Origin of the sequence: Rhodopseudomonas faecalis (genome assembly GCF_003217325.1) — a bacterium.
Taxonomy (GTDB): domain Bacteria; phylum Pseudomonadota; class Alphaproteobacteria; order Rhizobiales; family Xanthobacteraceae; genus Rhodopseudomonas; species Rhodopseudomonas faecalis.
The window spans coordinates 58,232-77,054 of the sequence record NZ_QJTI01000017.1; the positions used below are offsets into that span (position 1 = coordinate 58,232).

Annotated in this window: 16 protein-coding genes; 1 reads left to right on the plus strand and 15 read right to left on the minus strand. The window is 63.0% G+C overall.

Annotation, left to right across the window (positions count from 1 at the left end):
* Positions 1–371 precede the first annotated feature (371 nt).
* The 6 genes from tgt to coaD all read right to left on the minus strand — a co-directional run bounded on the left by tgt (position 372) and on the right by coaD (position 4,759).
* Entirely contained in the window at positions 372–1,505 is a 1,134-nt protein-coding gene (gene tgt / locus BJ122_RS13540) for a tRNA guanosine(34) transglycosylase Tgt (RefSeq protein WP_110781566.1), read from the minus strand.
* Positions 1,502–2,578, minus strand: coding sequence for a tRNA preQ1(34) S-adenosylmethionine ribosyltransferase-isomerase QueA (queA, locus tag BJ122_RS13545; protein ID WP_110781589.1), 1,077 nt, complete (start codon positions 2,576–2,578; stop codon positions 1,502–1,504). The genes tgt and queA overlap by 4 nt, the downstream gene beginning before the upstream one ends.
* Before the next feature lie 201 nt (positions 2,579–2,779).
* Positions 2,780–3,247, minus strand: a complete 468-nt coding sequence (locus BJ122_RS13550) for a peptidylprolyl isomerase (protein ID WP_103010550.1) — start codon at positions 3,245–3,247, stop codon at positions 2,780–2,782.
* On the minus strand, positions 3,223–3,663 hold the full coding sequence (locus BJ122_RS13555) for a hypothetical protein (RefSeq protein ID WP_110781567.1): 441 nt from the start codon (positions 3,661–3,663) through the stop codon (positions 3,223–3,225). The genes BJ122_RS13550 and BJ122_RS13555 overlap by 25 nt, the downstream gene beginning before the upstream one ends.
* A gap of 7 nt (positions 3,664–3,670) precedes the next feature.
* Positions 3,671–4,234, minus strand: coding sequence for a peptidylprolyl isomerase (locus tag BJ122_RS13560; RefSeq protein WP_110781568.1), 564 nt, complete (start codon positions 4,232–4,234; stop codon positions 3,671–3,673).
* A 27-nt stretch (positions 4,235–4,261) separates the two neighbouring features.
* On the minus strand, positions 4,262–4,759 hold the full coding sequence (coaD, locus tag BJ122_RS13565; protein ID WP_103010548.1) for a pantetheine-phosphate adenylyltransferase: 498 nt from the start codon (positions 4,757–4,759) through the stop codon (positions 4,262–4,264).
* A 322-nt stretch (positions 4,760–5,081) separates the two neighbouring features.
* On the opposite strand from coaD, the gene BJ122_RS13570 reads away from it, so the two are divergent.
* Positions 5,082–5,339, plus strand: a complete 258-nt coding sequence (locus tag BJ122_RS13570; protein ID WP_103010547.1) for a hypothetical protein — start codon at positions 5,082–5,084, stop codon at positions 5,337–5,339.
* A 139-nt stretch (positions 5,340–5,478) separates the two neighbouring features.
* Here BJ122_RS13570 and gyrA read toward each other — a convergent pair whose 3' ends face one another.
* From gyrA to dusB, 9 genes are all read right to left on the minus strand, one after another.
* On the minus strand, positions 5,479–8,244 hold the full coding sequence (gyrA, locus tag BJ122_RS13575; protein ID WP_110781569.1) for a DNA gyrase subunit A: 2,766 nt from the start codon (positions 8,242–8,244) through the stop codon (positions 5,479–5,481).
* 188 nt (positions 8,245–8,432) lie between these two features.
* A complete protein-coding gene (hflX, locus tag BJ122_RS13580; protein ID WP_110781570.1) occupies positions 8,433–9,803 on the minus strand; it encodes a GTPase HflX in 1,371 nt (456 codons plus the stop codon).
* An 11-nt stretch (positions 9,804–9,814) separates the two neighbouring features.
* Entirely contained in the window at positions 9,815–10,063 is a 249-nt protein-coding gene (gene hfq / locus BJ122_RS13585; protein ID WP_002711839.1) for an RNA chaperone Hfq, read from the minus strand.
* 180 nt (positions 10,064–10,243) lie between these two features.
* Positions 10,244–11,101 (minus strand): D-amino-acid transaminase, encoded by an 858-nt coding sequence (locus BJ122_RS13590; protein ID WP_110781571.1) that lies wholly within the window; start codon positions 11,099–11,101, stop codon positions 10,244–10,246.
* 23 nt (positions 11,102–11,124) lie between these two features.
* The gene (ntrX, locus tag BJ122_RS13595) at positions 11,125–12,495 is read right to left on the minus strand and encodes a nitrogen assimilation response regulator NtrX (protein WP_110781572.1); all 1,371 of its coding nucleotides are present in this window, start codon (positions 12,493–12,495) and stop codon (positions 11,125–11,127) included.
* Between the two features lie 3 nt (positions 12,496–12,498).
* Complete coding sequence (locus tag BJ122_RS13600; RefSeq protein ID WP_110781573.1) at positions 12,499–14,799, minus strand: sensor histidine kinase NtrY-like; 2,301 nt, start codon at positions 14,797–14,799, stop codon at positions 12,499–12,501.
* A 168-nt stretch (positions 14,800–14,967) separates the two neighbouring features.
* Positions 14,968–16,407 carry a nitrogen regulation protein NR(I) gene (gene ntrC, locus BJ122_RS13605; RefSeq protein WP_110781574.1) on the minus strand — a complete coding sequence of 480 codons (1,440 nt, stop codon included), beginning with the start codon at positions 16,405–16,407 and terminating at the stop codon, positions 14,968–14,970.
* A 9-nt stretch (positions 16,408–16,416) separates the two neighbouring features.
* Positions 16,417–17,586, minus strand: a complete 1,170-nt coding sequence (locus BJ122_RS13610) for a two-component system sensor histidine kinase NtrB (protein ID WP_027277313.1) — start codon at positions 17,584–17,586, stop codon at positions 16,417–16,419.
* Positions 17,583–18,617: a tRNA dihydrouridine synthase DusB gene (dusB, locus tag BJ122_RS13615; RefSeq protein WP_110781575.1), complete on the minus strand. Its 1,035-nt coding sequence runs from the start codon at positions 18,615–18,617 to the stop codon at positions 17,583–17,585. Before dusB ends, BJ122_RS13610 begins: the two co-directional genes overlap by 4 nt.
* Positions 18,618–18,823: the final 206 nt, after the last annotated feature.

Genomic DNA, 18,823 nt, shown 5'->3' on the forward strand with positions numbered 1-18,823 from the left:
ATCGACGTTGGACGATCTAGATGTTCCATCACAGCGGCGATTGTCGCCGCGTTACGCACTCAGGATCAGCGCAACGCCTGCGGGGCCAGTTGGTTCCGTTTCGGGAGCTTATCGCGTTTTCCAGCGAAGTGGATTCCGGTTCGCGTCAAGAAAACGCATTGGAACAAAGCTATACCAACGAAAATTGATACCAACCCATCCGCACGTCATGGCCGGGCTTCGTCCCGGCCATCCACGTCTTTGATCTTGCAGCGCTTTCAAGACGTGGATGCCCGCGACAAGCGGGCATGACGAGCAATGGTAGGAGCCGTTGGTATTAGAGCTTCGGTTCTGATTCTATCAGAACCGACAAAGCTTAACGCCAGCGCGCCTCACAGCGCGGCAATATCGCCGCGCGCCCAGTCGGCGTGGGTCTGCTCGCGGAACTCGGCGAACCGTCCTTGCGCGATCGCGGCGCGCATGCCGGCCATCAGGCTCTGATAGTAAGCGATGTTGATTTCCGACAGCAGCATCGCGCCGAGTGTCTCGCCGGACTTCACCAGATGGTGCAGATAGGCGCGCGAGCAGTTGCGGGTCGAAGGCCACTCGCTGCTCTCATCGAGCGGACGCGGATCGTCGGCATGGCGGGCGTTGCGCAGATTGACCGGCCCAAAGCGCGTGAACGCCACGCCATGGCGGCCATTGCGGGTCGGCATCACGCAGTCGAACATGTCGATGCCGCGCGCCACCGCTTCCAAAATATCTTCCGGCGTGCCGACGCCCATCAGATAGCGCGGTCGGTCGGCGGGCAGGATCGGCGCCGCCTCCTCGATCATCGCCAGCATCACTTCCTGCGGCTCGCCGACCGCGAGGCCGCCGATCGCATAGCCGTGAAAGCCGATTTCGATCAGGCCGCGCGCCGAAGCGTGGCGCAGCTGCGGAATATCGCCGCCCTGCACGATGCCGAACAGCATGTGGCCCTCGGGTGCGCGCTCGAACGCGCGCTTGCAGCGTTCGGCCCAGCGCAGCGACAGCTCCATGGCGCGCAAAATGTCATCGCGCTCGGCCGGCAGCCGCACGCATTCGTCGAGCTGCATGGCGATGTCCGAGCCGAGCAGCAGCTGCACTTCGATGGCGCGCTCGGGCGACAATTCAATCGCGGCGCCGTCGATATGCGAGCGGAATTTCACGGCCTGTTCGGTGACTTTGCGCAGCTGCGCCAGCGACATCACCTGAAAGCCGCCGGAGTCGGTCAGCATCGGCCCGTTCCAGGTGGTGAAACGCTGCAGGCCGCCGAGCGCCGCGATCCGTTCGGCGCCGGGCCGCAGCATCAGATGATAGGTGTTGCCGAGCACGATGTCGGCGCCGGCATCGCGCACCTCGCGCCAATGCAGGCCCTTCATGGCGCCCGCGGTACCGACCGGCATGAACGCCGGGGTGCGAACGACGCCATGCGGCGTGGTCAGCCGCCCGGTGCGCGCCGCACCGCTTTGTCCGAGCAGTTCAAAATGATTGGGAAGGCTCATGGCGTGGTCCGGAATAACAAGCAGGCGTCGCCATAGGAATAGAACCGATAGCCGCTGCTAATGGCGTGCGCGTAAGCGTGCTGCATGGTGCCCAGCCCGGCAAAGGCCGACACCAGCATGAACAGCGTCGAACGCGGCAGGTGAAAATTGGTCATCAGCACATCGACCGCTTTGAAGCGATAGCCGGGCGTGATGAAGATTGAGGTTTCGTCGGCGAACGGTTTGAGCTGACCATCCTCGGCCGCCGCGCTCTCCAACAGCCGCAGCGAGGTCGTGCCGACCGCGATAATGCGGCCGCCCGCGGCGTGCACCGCATTGAGCGCGGCCGCGGTTTCGCTGCTGATACAGCCCCATTCGGCATGCATCTTGTGCTCAGCGGTATCGTCGGTCTTCACCGGCAGAAAGGTGCCGGCGCCGACATGCAGCGTGACGCGGTGCAGGCTGACGCCGCGCGCCGCCAGCGCTTCCTGCAAGGCCGGCGTAAAATGCAGACCAGCGGTCGGTGCCGCGACGGCACCTTCGCGGGCGGCAAACATGGTTTGATAGTCGCTGGCATCGCGATCGTCCGGGGTACGTTTTGAGGCGATGTAAGGCGGCAGAGGCGGCGCGCCGAGTTCGGCGATCGCCTGGTCGAGCACCGCGCCATGCATCGCAAAACTAAGGATGATCTCACCGGCGTCGCCCTTGTGTTCAACGGTGGCGTCGAGCTGGCCGAGCAGGCAGACCCGGCCGTCATGGCCAAAGCGCACCACATCACCGGGCGTCAGCTTCTTGGCCGGTTTCACCAGCGCCTGCCAGCGCGAACCATCGAGCCGCTTGATCAGCGTCGCCTCGATCTTCGGCTCAGTGGCGCGGCCGATGCGGCGGCCGCTGAGCTGCGCGGCAATGACCTTGGTGTCGTTGACCACCAGCGCATCGCCGGGCCGCAGCCAATCCGGCAGATCGCGGACGATCTGATCATGTAGCGCCCGGCCCGGCTCGACCACCAGCATGCGCGCGGCATCGCGCGGGCTGGCAGGCCGCAGCGCGATCGCGCTGGCCGGCAATTCAAAGTCAAACAGATCGGTGCGCATGAAGGCCTGGCACGACATTCGCCTACTTTCCGCCTGCGGAAAGTAGGCTGGGATCAGGGTTTGATGAGTCCGCGCTGCGGTAAGACGCCCCTCACCCGGCTCAGCTACGCTGCGCGTCGTCGGGCCGACCTCTCCCCGCAAGCGGGGAGAGGTGAAGAGGCCGTGCTCTGCAGTTCTGAGCCGATCAGAACCGCAACGGCATTAGGCCGCGTCGTCGATCGCCATGCGCGCCTTGACGATCTTGTCCGGGTCCTGCACCGGCTCGCCGCGCTTGATTTTGTCGACATTCTCCATGCCTTCGGTGACCGCGCCCCAGACGGTGTACTGACGATCCAGGAACCGGGCGTCGTCGAAGCAGATGAAGAACTGGCTGTCAGCCGAATCCGGATTGGCGGCGCGCGCCATCGACGCGGTGCCACGCACATGCGGCTCCTTGTTGAACTCGGCCTTCAGCTTCTTGCCAGAGCCGCCGGTGCCGGTGCCATGCGGGCAGCCGGTCTGGGCCATGAAGCCCTCGATCACCCGGTGAAACACGATGCCGTCATAAAAGCCTTCGCGCACCAGCTCCTTGATACGCGCCACGTGGTTCGGCGCCAGGTCGGGGCGCATTTCGATGGTGACGGGGCCCTGGGTGGTTTCGAGGATCAAAGTATTTTCGGTGACAGCCATGCTCTCTTCTCTGTTGGTCGTTGGGGACTATGTCGGCGGTCGTCAAACCGCAATGTCATTGGGCGGCCGGCAATGGCGCCGCCCAGGCTTTCGGTCAATGGCAGCGGCGTACAGCGCTGCAAGGTCTCCATCACCGCGACCCGATAAGCGAGCCGCTGATCGTCGCCCGCCTCGTCGGATTCAAAGGTGATCTTCGGCTTACCGAAGATCGATCCATCGCGCCGGAAGCTGACCATCACCGTGATCTGCATCCCGGAGGCGCCGCGCGGCAGCGCCGGAGCTTGCCAACAACGCTGCAACGCGCCGAACAGCTCATTGAGGGTATTGATCTGAGCTTGGTCAGCACGCGCCAGGCTGACGCAGCACAAAAGCCCGGCCACTGCCGCAGCGAGCCACAGGGTTCGCCGCGCCAGCATCAAAGGTTCACTTCAGGTCGGACGCGACCTGGACCTTCACCATCTTGTCGGGATCGGCAACCGCGCCGCCCGCGGAGCCCGCCGAAGCCTTCTTCAGGCTATCGACCACTTCCATGCCGGACACCACTTCACCGATCACGGTGTACTGGCCGTTCAGGCTCGGACCGTCGGCGAACATGATGAAGAACTGCGAATTGGCGGAATCGACGCTGTCGCCGCGGCGCGCCATGCCGACGATGCCGCGCTTGAACGGAACGCTGGAAAATTCCTGTTTCAGGTTGGGGTATTTCGAACCGCCGGTGCCGTTGAATTTCTCGCCGTCGCCGGTCTGCGCCATGAAGCCGCCGATCACGCGATGGAACGGCACGTTGTTGTAATAGCCTTCGCGGGCGAGCAGCTTGATGCGCTCGGCGTGCTGCGGCGCCACGTCGGTGCGCAGCTTGATCACGATCCGCCCCTTGGTGGAATCGATGACGATGGAATTGGCCTTATCGAGGCCCGCCGGCAACGACTGAGCAAAGGCGGGAAACGCCAGCAGCAAGGCGGCGAAAATGCCAAGGATACGGATCATGACGACTCCGAAGCTGAAAAAAGCCGGCTAGCCGGCGAATTTGGTCTTGAGCTGCGCCGCAACCAGCGGCGGAACGAAAGTGGCAACGTCGCCACCCATCTTCGCGATCTGGCGCACCAGTGTGGCGGTGATCGGGCGAACCGCGACCGCGGCCGGCACAAACACGGTCTGAATGTTGGGCGCCATCGCCTCATTCATGCCGGCGATCTGCATCTCGTAGTCGAGATCGGTGCCGTCACGCAGGCCGCGCACCATGATGCTGGCCCCGGCCTGCTCGGCGGCCGTGACGGTGAGATTGTCATAGGTGATGCAGTCGAAGCCGCAGCCGGCCTGCGCAGCGATCGGGCCAAATACCTCCCGGACCATCGCCAGCCGCTCCTCGGTCGAGAACAGCGGCTGTTTGCCCGGATGAACGCCGATCGCCACGATCAGGCGATCGCACAGCATGACAGCGCGGCGCACCACGTCGAGGTGGCCATTGGTGACAGGATCGAAAGAGCCTGGATACAGAGCAATGCGGGACATTCCCTCGTCTAGCCTGCCCGTGGCCGGCTCGCAAGCGGCGCCGGTTCCCGCCGCAACCCCAATGCCGCCAGGGTTTATTTTTCACAGAACGCCGAACCAAACAGCCTGGTCGCGCGTCTTATTGATGCGCGCCGGGGAGCTGAAAACACTCAGTTTTTCGGCCTGATGTGTCGTTATCGGCGACACGCGAAACACAATAGCGCGTCCACGAAACGCAATTGCCGGCCCGCGAAGACGTCCCGAAACCACGGGGCGGTACTTCATGTGTGCCGCAACATGACAATGACGGTCAGAATGACGAAAGGTTCAGGGGGACGAAGTCATGATCAAGGCTCTCGCCGCCATCGCCATCGCAGCCTTCATCGCTGCCGCATTGACCATCCTGCCGGGCTTTGCGCCCGAGGTTGAAGCCCGGGAGCCGATAGCGCTGGCCAAGGGCGATCGCCTGGATATTCGGCCGGTCGGCCGCAATTGCTCCGAACAGGCCTGGCCGCATTTCGAGGCCTCCTGCCTGCGCACCGCCGGCACCAAGACGCTGACCATCCGCGAAGTCCGGATGGTCACCACCGAGCGGCAGTAAGTTTCGCGGAGGGTTTTAGCCACCGCACCAGTTTGCCTCGCGCTTTCCTCCAAGAGCGCACTAAAAAGGCCTCCGGGATGCCCCCCGGAGGCCTTTTCGATTCGTTCAGGCGCAGCGCGCCCGCCGCTGCTGGCTGTGATCAGGCCCCGTCGCCGTTGTCGGTCTCACCGCCATGGCCGTTGCCATTGCCGTTCTCGCCGTCATCGGTGTCGGTGATGTGATCGACCGACACGACATGCTCGTCATCGGCGGTGTTGAACACAATCACGCCCTGGGTCGAACGGCCGGCCACCCGGATGCCTTCCACCGGGCAGCGGATCAGCTGGCCTGCATCAGTGACCAGCATGATCTGATCATTGTCCTCGACCGGGAACGACGCCACCAGCTTGCCGTTGCGCTCGTTGACCGACATCGCGACGATGCCTTTGCCGCCGCGTCCAGTGGTGCGGTATTCGAACGACGAAGTGCGCTTGCCAAAGCCGTTGCTCGACACGGTCAGCACCACCTGCTCGGCCGCGGACAGCTCCGCGTAACGATCGGTGGACAGCTGCTGGGTGCCGGCGCTGGCGCCATCTTCGGCATCGACCTCGACGGTCTCCTCGGCGCTCTCCCCGGCCACCGCACGGCGCATCTTCAGATAGGCGACGCGCTCATCCGAGGTGGCATCGACATGGCGCAGGATCGCCAGCGAGATCACCCGGTCGTTGTCGCCAAGATTGATGCCGCGCACGCCCATTGATGACCGGCCCTGGAACACGCGCACGTCGCCGACCGGGAAGCGGATGCACTGGCCATCGGCAGTGGTGAGCAGCACGTCGTCATTGGCGGTGCAGATCTGCACGTCAACGATCGCCTCGCCGTCATCGAGCTTCATCGCAATGATGCCGGAGCGGCGCACATCGACGAAGTCGGACAGCTTGTTGCGGCGGACATTGCCGCCGGTGGTGGCGAACATCACGTCGAGCTCGCTCCAGGAGGATTCATCCTCCGGCAGCGGCATGATGGTGGTGATGCGCTCGCCCTGCTCCAGCGGCAGGATGTTGATCAGCGCCTTGCCGCGGCCATTGGGCGGCGCCAGTGGCAACCGCCACACCTTCTCCTTGTAGACCTGGCCCCGCGACGAGAAGAACAGCACCGGCGAATGGGTCGAGGCCACAAACAGCCGGGTGACGAAATCTTCCTCGCGGGTCGACATGCCGGAGCGGCCCTTGCCGCCACGGCGCTGCGAGCGATAGGTCGAGAGCGGCACGCGCTTGACATAGCCGGCGTGCGACACCGTCACCACCATGTCTTCGCGCTGGATCAGGTCCTCGTCTTCGACCTCGCCTTCCTGCTCCACGATCTCGGTGCGGCGCGGCGTGGCGAACTCGGCCTTCACGGCGTTGAGTTCGGTCTTGATGATGCCGAGCACCTTGTCGCGCGAGCGCAGCGTTTCGAGATAATCGGCGATCTCGACCGCGAGCTTGTCGAGTTCGTCGGAAATTTCCTCGCGACCGAGCGCGGTGAGCCGCTGCAGACGCAGATCGAGAATGGCCTTGGCCTGCTCGAACGACAGCCGCGCGGTGCCGTCCGGATTGATGCGATGACGCGGATCATCGATCAGCGTGATCATCGCCGCGACATCGGCCGCCGGCCAATCGCGCGACATCAGGGTCTCGCGCGCGGTGTTCGGATCGGGCGAATTGCGGATCACCCGAATAATCTCATCGATATTGGCAACCGCGATCGCAAGGCCGACCAGGATGTGGGCCCGGTCGCGCGCCTTGCCGAGCAGATATTTGGTGCGCCGCGTCACCACCTGTTCGCGGAACGCCACGAACAGCGTCAGCAGTTCGCGCAGATTCATCAGCTTGGGCCGGCCGCCATCCAGCGCCACCATGTTGGCGCCAAAGTTGGTCTGCAGCGGCGTGTAGCGATAGAGCTGATTGAGCACCACGTCCGGCACCGCGTCGCGGCGCAACTCGACCACGACGCGGAAACCGTCGCGGTCGGACTCATCGCGCAGATCGGCGATGCCTTCGATCTTCTTCTCGCGCACCAGTTCGGCGATCCGCTCGACCATGGTGGCCTTGTTCACCTGGTAGGGAATTTCCGAGATCACGATCGCTTCGCGATCCTTGCGCACCGGCTCGATATTGACCTTGCCGCGCATCACGATCGAACCGCGGCCGGTGTGATAGGCGGAGCGGATACCGGCGCGGCCGAGGATGATGCCGCCGGTCGGAAAATCCGGGCCCGGAATGATCTTGATCAGATCATCGACGCTCAGATTCGGCTCGTCGATCAGCGCGATACAGGCGTCGATCACCTCGCCGAGATTGTGCGATGGGATGTTGGTCGCCATGCCGACGGCGATGCCGCCAGCGCCATTGACCAGCAGATTCGGGAATTTGGCCGGCAGAACCTTCGGCTCGCGGAACGAGCCATCGTAGTTGTCCTGATAGTCGACGGTATCCTTGTCGAGATCGTCGAGCAGCAATTGCGCGATCTTGGTCAGCCGCGATTCGGTGTATCGCATCGCAGCCGGCGCATCGCCATCGACCGAGCCGAAATTGCCCTGACCGTCGATCAGCGGCACGCGCATGGAAAAGTCCTGCGCCATGCGCACCATCGCGTCATAGACCGACTGGTCGCCATGCGGGTGATATTTACCGATGACGTCGCCGACCGTGCGCGCCGACTTGCGGAACGGCTTGTTCCACTCAAAACCGTTCTCGTACATGCCGAACAGAATCCGGCGATGCACCGGCTTCAGGCCGTCACGCGCATCCGGCAGCGCACGCGCCACGATCACGCTCATGGCGTAATCGAGATACGAACGCTTCATCTCGTCGAGGATCGAAACGGGGCGAATATCCAGGGGAGCAGACGGCTCCCCCGGCTTCTGATCGTCGTTATCGGACAAAGGCAGAATCCGGTGTGATGGGCTTTGGAATCATATAGCTGATCCAGCCCTGAACCGCCACTGCAATCGGCGCTGGGGTACGGTTTTTATGGCCGATTTTCCAACAACTTAGGGGACACGAAACCGGCCGCCGAAACCCCACTCCAAACGCCTGCTGCGCACCGCGCCGCGCGCGTGTCCAGCATGGCTCAATCCGCGCGCGGAACTGCTCCAAAACGGGCGATCACCGCCTCGCGCTTGGTCTCATCAACCCGCACGGTCATCTGATAGCGGCCCTCGTGCAGCTGCTTGTCGAGCACCTCGGCATTGCGGTGCAGCCAGCTGACGCCAGCGCCATCGCCGGCATCGACGCTGAGGTCGAGCACGGTGCGCGCCGCTGCCAGCCGGTCCTCAATGGTCTGTAACAGCTCATCGACGCCCTGCCCGGTCACCGCCGACACCACGCAGCATGGATGATCAGGATCGCGCCGCGCGGCGATGTTGCGCAGCTCCTGCTGCTGCTCGGGCGGCAGCCGGTCGAGCTTGTTCCAGACTTCGATGATCGGGCTGCCGGCACCGGGCGTGATCCCGAGCTGACGCAGCACCGTCTCGACGTCGTCCTGCTGCGCCTCGGCATCCTCATGGGTGATGTCGCGGACATGCAGGATCAGATCGGCCTCGAGCACTTCTTCGAGTGTGGCGCGGAACGCCGCCACCAATTGCGTCGGCAGATTGGAGATGAAGCCGACCGTATCCGACAGCATCGCCTTGCCGCCATGCGGCAGCATCAGCGCACGCAGCGTCGGGTCGAGGGTCGCGAACAGCATGTCCGCTGCCTGCACCTCGGCACGCGTCAGCCGGTTGAACAGCGTCGATTTGCCGGCGTTGGTGTAGCCGACCAGCGCGACCACGCGATACGGCACGCGCTGCCGGCCGGCGCGATGCAGCCGGCGCGTGCTCTGCACCTTCTTGAGCTCGGCCTCGATCTTGGTGATGCGCTCGCCGATCAAGCGGCGGTCGGCCTCGATCTGCGTTTCACCCGGGCCGCCCAGAAAGCCGAAACCGCCGCGCTGCCGCTCAAGGTGGGTCCAGGAGCGCACCAGCCGCGAGCGCTGATAGTTGAGATGCGCCAGTTCGACCTGCAACGCGCCTTCGCGGGTTTTGGCGCGCCGTCCGAAAATTTCGAGAATGAGCCCGGTGCGATCTAGCACCTTGACGCTCCAGGCCTTCTCGAGATTGCGCTGCTGGATCGGCGACAGCGCACAGTCCATCACCACCAGCCCGACCTCATGAGCCCGGATGGCGCCCAGAATCTCCTCGACCTTGCCTTTGCCGAGATAGGCCGCGGGCCTGATCTGACTGATCGGCGCGAGGATGGCCTCGGCGATATCGAGGTCGATCGCACGGGCCAGCCCCGTGGCCTCTTCCAGCCGCGCGGCCGTGGTGCGCGCGCCATCGCCGCCCGCGGCCGCATCAGCCGGCCGAACACGCAAATAAGGACCGACGACCAGGGCGCGTCCGGTCTGGTGTTCTGCCGACCGCGGCCGGTCGGCCTCCCCTTCAGGACGGTGGGGTTCCAATCAGGTCAGGCTCAAGCTGGAGAATCTTCGCCGCCCTCGAACAGCTGAATCGGAGCACCCGGCATGATCGTCGAAATCGCGTGCTTGTAGACCAGCTGCGAATGACCATCACGGCGCAGCAGCAGACAGAAATTGTCGAACCAAGTGACAATGCCTTGCAGCTTGACACCATTCACCAGGAAGATTGTCAGCGGCGTTTTGGTTTTACGAACGTGATTGAGGAAGGTGTCTTGAAGGTTTTGTGCGCGGTCGGCCGCCATTGTGTTTATCCCGAAGTCCGTTTTGTGTTTCTTCTTCTGACCAATGCAACACGCCCAGCGCCGCATCGGCTTTTTCGCGTCCCTGAGATCCCCCTCCGGAACTGTCAAGCTAATTAGACGGCACGGGTGCAATGAACGCAAGCGAGTTGAGGCCGCAATCACTAAACATCGCGCCAAATGTCAAGAAAACAAAGCGAAACGATGAAATTCCTCACGCAGTTTCCTAGTAATTCTACCAGGAATCCCGTCAGCGATAGCTTTTCCGTCGATCATTACGACAGGCATTACGATCTGGCTTGATGCTGTAACAAAGGCTTCAGCCGCTTGTATCGCTTCTTGCGGTGTGAACGGCCGTTGCTCAAGGGTTAGTTGCATCGTAGCGAGTGCGTCGATCAGTACCGCCCGTGTAATGCCGCTCAAAATGGCATCAGTCGCGGCGCGCGTCACCAGAACGCCGTCATGGGTGATGATCCAGGCGTTGCTGGAGGAGCCTTCCGTCACAAAACCATCCACGTCGACATACCAGGCTTCATAAGCGCCGGCTTCCCGCGCCGCCTGTTTTGCCAGCACATTCGGCAGCAAAGCCACGGACTTAATGTCGACGCGCGGCCAGCGATTCTCCGGATAGGTGATGACTTTGATGCCATGCGCGGCGGTGTTCTGGTTCTTGGCAAAGTTCAACGAGCGCGCCGACACCACCACGCTCGGCGGCACGCTTGCCGCCGGAAAACCGTGATCGCGCCGCGCCACACCGCGGGTGATCTGCAAATAGACGATGCCGTAATTGACGCGATTGCGGCGTACCACTTCATGCATGATCACCGACAGCGCCGGCAGCGCCATCGGCAGCGCGATCCGCAATTCACTCAACGAGTGTTGTAGTCGGCCCAGATGGCGCGGCAGATCGACGATCCGGCCGCCGCGAATCTCGCAAACTTCATAGACGCCATCGGCGAACTGAAAACCGCGGTCCTCGATATTGACCGAGGCATCGCGCATGTTCTTGTAACAGCCGTTGACATAGGCGATCCGCGCCATGTTGAGGTCCAACTACCAAGCGTTTAACCGACGCCGAGCGCCTTGAGTTTCCGGTGCAGCGCCGAGCGTTCCATGCCGACGAATTCGGCGGTGCGCGAAATATTGCCGGAGAACCGGCTGATCTGCGCGATCAGATAGTCGCGCTCGAACACTTCGCGCGCTTCGCGCAGCGGCAGGCCCATAATGTGCTCGCCATTGTTGCCACTCGGCATGGTCGGCACCATCGAGCCGACGTCTTGCGGCAGCATGTCGGCGGTGATCACCACTTCCGGACCACCACCGGCGAGAATCATCACGCGCTCGACGTTGTTGCGCAGCTGCCGGACATTGCCCGGCCAGACATGCGATTGCAGCACCGCCATCGCGTCCTGGCCGATCTGCCGCTTCGGCAGGCCAGTGGCCAGCGAAATCTGATCCATGAAGTACTCGATCAAATCGGGAATGTCCTCGCGACGCTCCGACAATGGCGGCACGCGGACCGGAACCACCGACAAGCGATGATAGAGGTCTTCGCGGAACCGGCCGGCGGCAATCTCCTCTTCGAGATTGCGCGCGGTCGAGGAAATGATGCGGACGTCGACATTGACCTTGGTGGTGCCGCCGACGCGCTGAAAAGTCTGATCGACCAGCACCCGCAAAATCTTGTTCTGGGTTTCGCGCGGCAGATCGGCGACCTCGTCGATGAACAGCGTGCCGCCATGGGCATCTTCGAGCGCGCCACTCTTGCGCGGCTGATCGCCGTCGCCATTCTCCATGCCGAACAGTTCGACTTCCATGCGCTCAGGCGTGATCGCCGCGGCGTTGATCACCACGAACGGACCTTCGGCGCGCGATGACGAAGCGTGCAGCGTGCGCGCGACCAGTTCCTTGCCCGATCCGGACGGGCCGACGATCAGAATCCGGCTATTGGCCTTGGCGGCGCGCTCGATGGTCTGGCGCAGCTGATTCATGCACGGCGATTTACCGGTCAGCGTGCTCGCGGTCGGCGCGAGCTGCTTCAGCTCTTTCACTTCGCGCTTTAAGCGCGAGGTTTCCAGCGCGCGGGTCGCGACCAAGATCAGGCGGTCGGACTTGAACGGCTTTTCGATGAAATCATAGGCGCCGCGTTTGATCGCAGCGACGGCCGTTTCGATGTTGCCATGACCGGAAATCATCACCACCGGCAGATCGGCGTGATCCTTCTTGATCTGTTCGAGCAGTTGCAAGCCATCGAGCTTGCTGCCCTGCAGCCAGATATCAAGAAACACCAGATGCGGCCGGCGCGAGGATATTTCCGCCAGCGCAGAGTCGCTATCACGCGCGGTGCGGGTCGCAAATCCCTCGTCCTCGAGGATGCCCGCCACCAGATCGCGGATGTCTGCTTCGTCATCGACAATCAGAATATCATTAGCCATCGATCACGCCTGTCGCTCGTTGCCGCCAGCTACGTCCATTTTCGGTGCCACTTGCAGCGGCGTGCCCTCCGACGGTGGCTCCGCCGGTTGACCCGAAATCGCAAATCGCAGCCGCATCCAGGCGCCGCGAGCTCCGGGCCGAATGTTGGATGCGTCGTTGAGTTCAATACCGCCGCCATGATCGACCAGCACGCGGCCGACAATAGCGAGGCCAAGTCCGGTGCCCTTCTCGCGCGTGGTGACATAGGGCTCGAGCAGCCGCGAACGGCTGGTCTTCGGCAGCCCGATGCCGTTATCGATCACGTCGATGATGATGTCGTCATGGTCACGCGCGGCGATCACATCGATCCGTCCCTTATCCAGCTCCTCCGGCGGCACGGCCTCGATCGCTTCGGTCGCGTTTTTGATGATGTTGGTCAGTGCCTGCGAGATCAGACGCCGGTCAAACCGGGCGCGCAACGGTTCATCCTTGATCTCGGCGTTGATTTCAACATCCGGATGGCCGACGCGCATCAGAAACACCGCTTGGCGCACAGTATCGGCGACGTCTTCACCTTCGATCACGGGCTTGGGCATGCGCGCAAAACGCGAGAATTCGTCCACCATGCGGCGGATATCGTCCACCTGGCGAATGATAGTATCGGTGCATTGCTCGAACACCGCCTTGTCCTCAACAATCAGCTTGCCGAATTTGCGCCTGATGCGCTCGGCGGAAAGTTGGATCGGCGTCAGCGGGTTCTTTATCTCGTGCGCGATCCGGCGCGCGACGTCACCCCAGGCCGAGGTGCGCTGCGCGGCGACCAGCTCAGTAATATCATCAAGAGTGATGATGTAGCTGTCACGCGCACTACGCGCCGGGCTTGAATTGTCGGCCGTCACCCGGACCGACAGATTGCGCTCGCGGCCGTCGCGGCTGATGGTGACCTGGCCCTGCACCAGGCGCTGGCTGCCTTCGCGAGCCGCGGCCATCATCTCATCGAGTTCGGGCAGCACTTCCGACAAGGGATGGCCAAGCGTTTCGGACTCCGAATGGCCGATCAGCTTCTCGGCGGAGCGGTTCAGAATGCCGATGCTGCCGGTGGCATCGACGCCGATGATGCCGGCGCTCGCCGATGACAGCACCGCCTCAATGAAGCGGCGGCGGCCGTCGATCACTTCGCTGGCTTGCACCAGTTCGTCGCGCTGGGTGCGCAGCTCCTGGGTCATCTTGTTAAAAGTCTCGCCAAGCCGGGCGAGATCGCCCTCGGACTTGATCACCGGCACCTGCACAGCGAGGTCGCCGGTCGAGACCAGATTGGCGGCGCTCATCAGGCGCCGGATCGGTGCCACCAGCCAGTTCGAGAAGTTGAGGCCGATCAGCACCGACGACATCAGCACGGTGAGCGCGATCACGGTGAACATCAGCGCGAACGCCACCTGAATGCCGAGCCGCCGCGCTTCCAGTTCGGCATATTCCGCGACGCTGGCCTGGGTCTGGCGCAGCTGCGCCACCACACGCGGGTCGAGCAGCCGGGCGACATAGAGGAAGGTGTCGTCGAACGAGCGCAACCGGATCACCGCCGCGACGTAATTGGCTTCGATGAACACCGCGATCTGCGGCTCGGTCTCGTTGACGTTGCTCAGAAACTCGGGCGCCGGCGTGTCGAATTGCAGACGGATGCCGGTCTGCGCGGTTTCCAGGATGTTGCGATCCTTATCGATCAGCATGGTGCCCGGCAGATTGCGCGAGGCAGCGCTGGCGGTCAGGAATTCACGAAACGATTTGCGATCCTGATCGAACAACGGCCGGACATTGGCGACGTCATTGGCCATGCCGATAATGTCGCCGCGAATGAGCTGGGCGTGTTCGTGCAAATAAGCATTGGCGACGATCAGCGAGTTTTGGATCACCTCGCGGGTCGGCCCCTGAAACAGCCGGTCGAGGCCGCGGTCGAGCGTGACATTGGCGACGATCGAGACCAGCACCGCGGGCAGCACCGCGATCACCGAAAACAGGCTGACGATCTGCACATGCAGCCGGGCGGCGGCGCGGCCGCGGCGCCTAGCCTGCACCACCTGCCACAGCTCGCGCAAAATGATCAGCACCAGCAGCAGCACGGTGGCGGCGTTGATCATCAGGAAGGTGACCACCACCTGCCGGGTCGGCGCGATCGGGGTCAGCCCGGTCAAGACCACGAAGGTCAGGAACGCCGACAGCAGCGCGAGGCCGACCGCCAAGGGAGCGATCCACTTGCGGAGCGGTGCCTTCCGCGACTCGGTGTGCGGCGGATCGATCGATGGAGCCGACTGTTCTGCGCTGGTCATGCCGGAATGGGGTCAGTTGCGAAATGCTATCGGCTGCCACGAGGGCAGCCGAACTGATGCATTCCTACAACATTGTTGCCCGATTGCGACAATTCCTTGGCGTGCAACCAGCCTGGAGAAGCTCTAACCGGACTTCCCCCCGGATTTCGTGCGAAACGCCGGCGTCCGTCAGCCCCCGGACCGGTAGACCTGGATGTCGAGGTCCCGGATTTTCTTGCGCAAGGTGTTGCGATTGAGGCCAAGCAGGTCGGCGGCGCGAATCTGGTTGCCGCGGGTCGCCGCCAAGGCTGCGGTCAGCAGCGGCACTTCGATTTCGCGCAGGATGCGGTGATAGAGGCCCGGCGGCGGCATGCCGTTCGGGAAGCCGGCGAAATGCGTCGAAAGGTAATTTTCCACCGCCCCACCAAGATTGTCGATGTTGGAGCTGATGTTGCCCGGTGAAATCACCGCCGGCGGCGCCAGCTCGCAATCGATCACCGGGGCGGTGATCACCTCCTGCGGATAGAGCGCCGCCAGCCGCCGTGCCAGATTTTCCAACTCACGGACATTGCCGGGCCAGCGGTGCTGCTTGAGCCGCTCCAAGGCCTGGGAATCGAGCTTCTTGGCCGGTAGCCCGTCCTTTTCGGCCAGCGCGAAGAAGTGGCGCACCAGGTCCGGCAAATCCTCGATGTGCTCGCGCAGCGGCGGCAACCGCAGCGGCACCACATTGAGGCGGAAGAACAGGTCCTCGCGGAACAGGCCCTGCTGGATCAGAATGCGCAGGTCCTTGTTGGAGGCGGCCACGATCCGGACGTCGGTCTTGATCGGAGTGCGGCCGCCGACCGTGGTGTATTCGCCCTGCTGCAGCACGCGCAGCAGCCGGGTCTGCGCCTCCATCGGCATGTCGCCGATTTCGTCCAAAAACAGCGTGCCGCCCTCGGCCTGCTCGAACCGGCCCGAGGCGCGGGTGTTGGCGCCGGTGAAGGCGCCGCGCTCATGGCCGAACAATTCCGATTCGATCAGGTCGCGCGGGATCGCCGCCATATTGACCGCCACGAACGGGCCGTTGCGGCGCTTGCCATAGTCATGCAGCGCGCGCGCCACCAATTCTTTGCCGGTGCCGGATTCGCCGGAAATCATCACGGTGAGATCGGTCTGCATCAACCGCGCGAGCACGCGGTAGATTTCCTGCATCGCTGGCGAGCGACCGACCAGCGGAATGGAATCGAACTCGCCCTCCTCCGGCTCCAGCGCGCGGTCTTTTGGCTCGGCCAGCGCCCGGCCGACGATGCCGATCAGTTCTTTGAGGTCGAAGGGTTTGGGCAGGTACTCATAAGCGCCTTTCTCGGAGGCGCGGATCGCGGTCATGAAGGTGTTTTGCGCACTCATCACGATCACCGGCAGATTGGGCCGGATCTTTTTGATCCGCGGCAAGAGGTCGAAGGCATTTTCGTCGGGCATCACCACATCGGTGATCACCAGATCGCCCTCGCCTTGGCTGACCCAACGCCATAGCGTTGCCGCGTTGCCCGTCAATCGCACCTCATAGCCGGCGCGCGATAGCGCCTGATTGAGCACTGTGCGAATGGCTGTGTCGTCATCGGCAACCAGGATGCTACCTGATGGCATCGGAGTTCCTCATTTTTGAGTCTGAGCAGCGTGGGAGGACGTCCCGTAAAAATCCTCGTCGCCGCTTGCTGTGTTGTTAGTTGCTGCGTTGTACATCGGCATGAGTACACGGAAGGTCGTCTTGCGCGGTTGTGACTCGCACTCGACGATGCCGCCGTGGTCCCCGACGATTTTGGCTACCAGCGCCAACCCCAACCCGCTCCCCGACTGTTTCGTGGTGATGAACGGATCGAACAGGTTGGGCATCAGGTCGTCGGGTACACCGGGGCCGTTGTCTCTGACGCAAAACTCCAGCGGCAACGACACCCGTGATTTCTGGCCCGGCACCGACAGCCGGATGCCAGGGCGGAATGCGGTGGTGAGCTGAATCTCACCATCCGTCCCCATTTCATTGACTGCTTCGGCGGCGTTCTTGACCAGATTCAGGAACACCTGGATCAGCTGATCCTGATTGGCGAGCACCGGCGGCAGCGATGGATCATATTCTTCGATGAACTTGACGTTGCGCGCGAAGCCGGACTGCGCCAGCCGCTTCACATGATCGAACACGGTATGGATGTTGACCGGACCGCGCGGCACCGGGCGCTCGTCGCCAAACACTTCCATGCGATCGACCAGCGTCACGATGCGATCGGCCTCGTCGCAGATCAGCCGGGTCAGCATCCGGTCCTCGGGCGAGGCCTGCTGTTCGAGCAGTTGCGCCGCGCCGCGAATGCCGGACAGCGGATTCTTGATCTCATGCGCCAGCATCGCGGCCAGCGCCGTCACCGAGCGCGCCGCGCTGCGATGGGTCAGTTGCCGATCCATCTTGTCGGCAATGGTGCGCTCCTGCAGCACGATGATGATGTCGCCGGGCCGCTCGGCCAGCGGCGCCACGTGCAGATCGACCAGCCGATCGGTGCCGATCCGCGGCGTGCCGAGATCGACCTTGTATTCGTTGACCGGGGATCCGGCGGCGCGCACCTGCTCGATCAAAGCCAAGATCGGGCTGCCGAACGGCACGAGTTCGGTGAGCGACAGCCGGCGCAATAGCTGGCTGGAAATTTCGAAGAAGAACTCCGCGGCCATATTGGCTTCGATGATCTTGCCGTCCGAGGCCACCACGATCACCGGATTAGGCAATGCGTTGAGGATGGCATCGGCGTCAGGAGAGCGGCCTCGGCGCGGATCGGCAGTCATGCGGCGGCACTCCAGGCGAAATCTGCAAAAGCGTCGCACAATTGGCGGCGCACCTCATCGGGCTGTTCCAGAATCAAGATTCGTGCCCGCCAGCGCTTCAGCACATTGTCGGGCGCGCCGACCGTGCAGGCCGCCGCATCCAGCCCCCAGCCGAGATGCTTGCGGGCATGGCGCAATCCGACGCGCACGCCATAGAGCGTCAGCGTGTCCTCATAGAGCGTCTGCAAATAGTGCAGCTGCTTGCTCAGCTCGGGTGCCGGCTCGGCTTTGCCGGTGGCGAGCTGGCGGCCGATCTGCCCGGGCAGCCAGGGCCGGCCCTGCGCGCCGCGGCCGATCATCACCGCATCAGCGCCTGATTGATCAAGCGCCTCAGCGGCGGTTTCGAACGACACGATGTCGCCATTGACCACGGTCGGAATATCGACCGCGTCTTTGACCTCGCGCACCGCGCGCCAATTGGCCTGGCCTTTGTAGAACTGATTGCGGGTGCGGCCATGCACGGTGATCAGCTTCACGCCGGCATCTTGCGCGCGGCGCGCCAATTCTGGCGCATTGCGCGATTGCTCGTCCCAGCCGAGCCGCATTTTCAAGGTGACCGGCACCGACACCGCGGCGACGGTGGCGTCGATCAGCTTCACGGCATGATCGAGGTCGCGCATCAAGGCCGAACCGGATTGACCGCCGGTGACGTGGCGGGCCGGACAGCCCATATTGATATCGATGATATCAGCGCCATTCGCCTCCGCGATCCGCGCGCCTTCCGCCATCCAATAGGTTTCGCAGCCCGCAAGCTGAACGATGTGCGGACCGATGCCAACGGCGTCGCAGCGTCGCACCGACAGCGGCCGGCCGCGCACCAGATCATCACTCGCGGTCATTTCGGACACCACCGCACCGGCGCCCAGCGCCGCCACCTGGCGACGGAACGGCGCATCGGTAATGCCCGACATCGGCGCCAGGAACACGCGGTTGGCGAGTTCGAAGCGGCCGCATTTCAACGGCTCACGGCCAGTTAGCTTGGCGCCGGGCACAGGTCCACTCGTCGAGTAATGAACAAAACTTAGGCACGAAAGCCTAGATTATAAGCAAAAACAGTGCATGCCTATAGTTTAGCCAAAACTTCGCGCAACGCAAGTGCATTGCAGCAAATATCAACACGCAGCCGCCGTCCGGCATGTGCTTTCCGCGCCATCGTGATAAGTGCAAGTTCGCTTCTTCATTCACTGCTTCAAGCGAG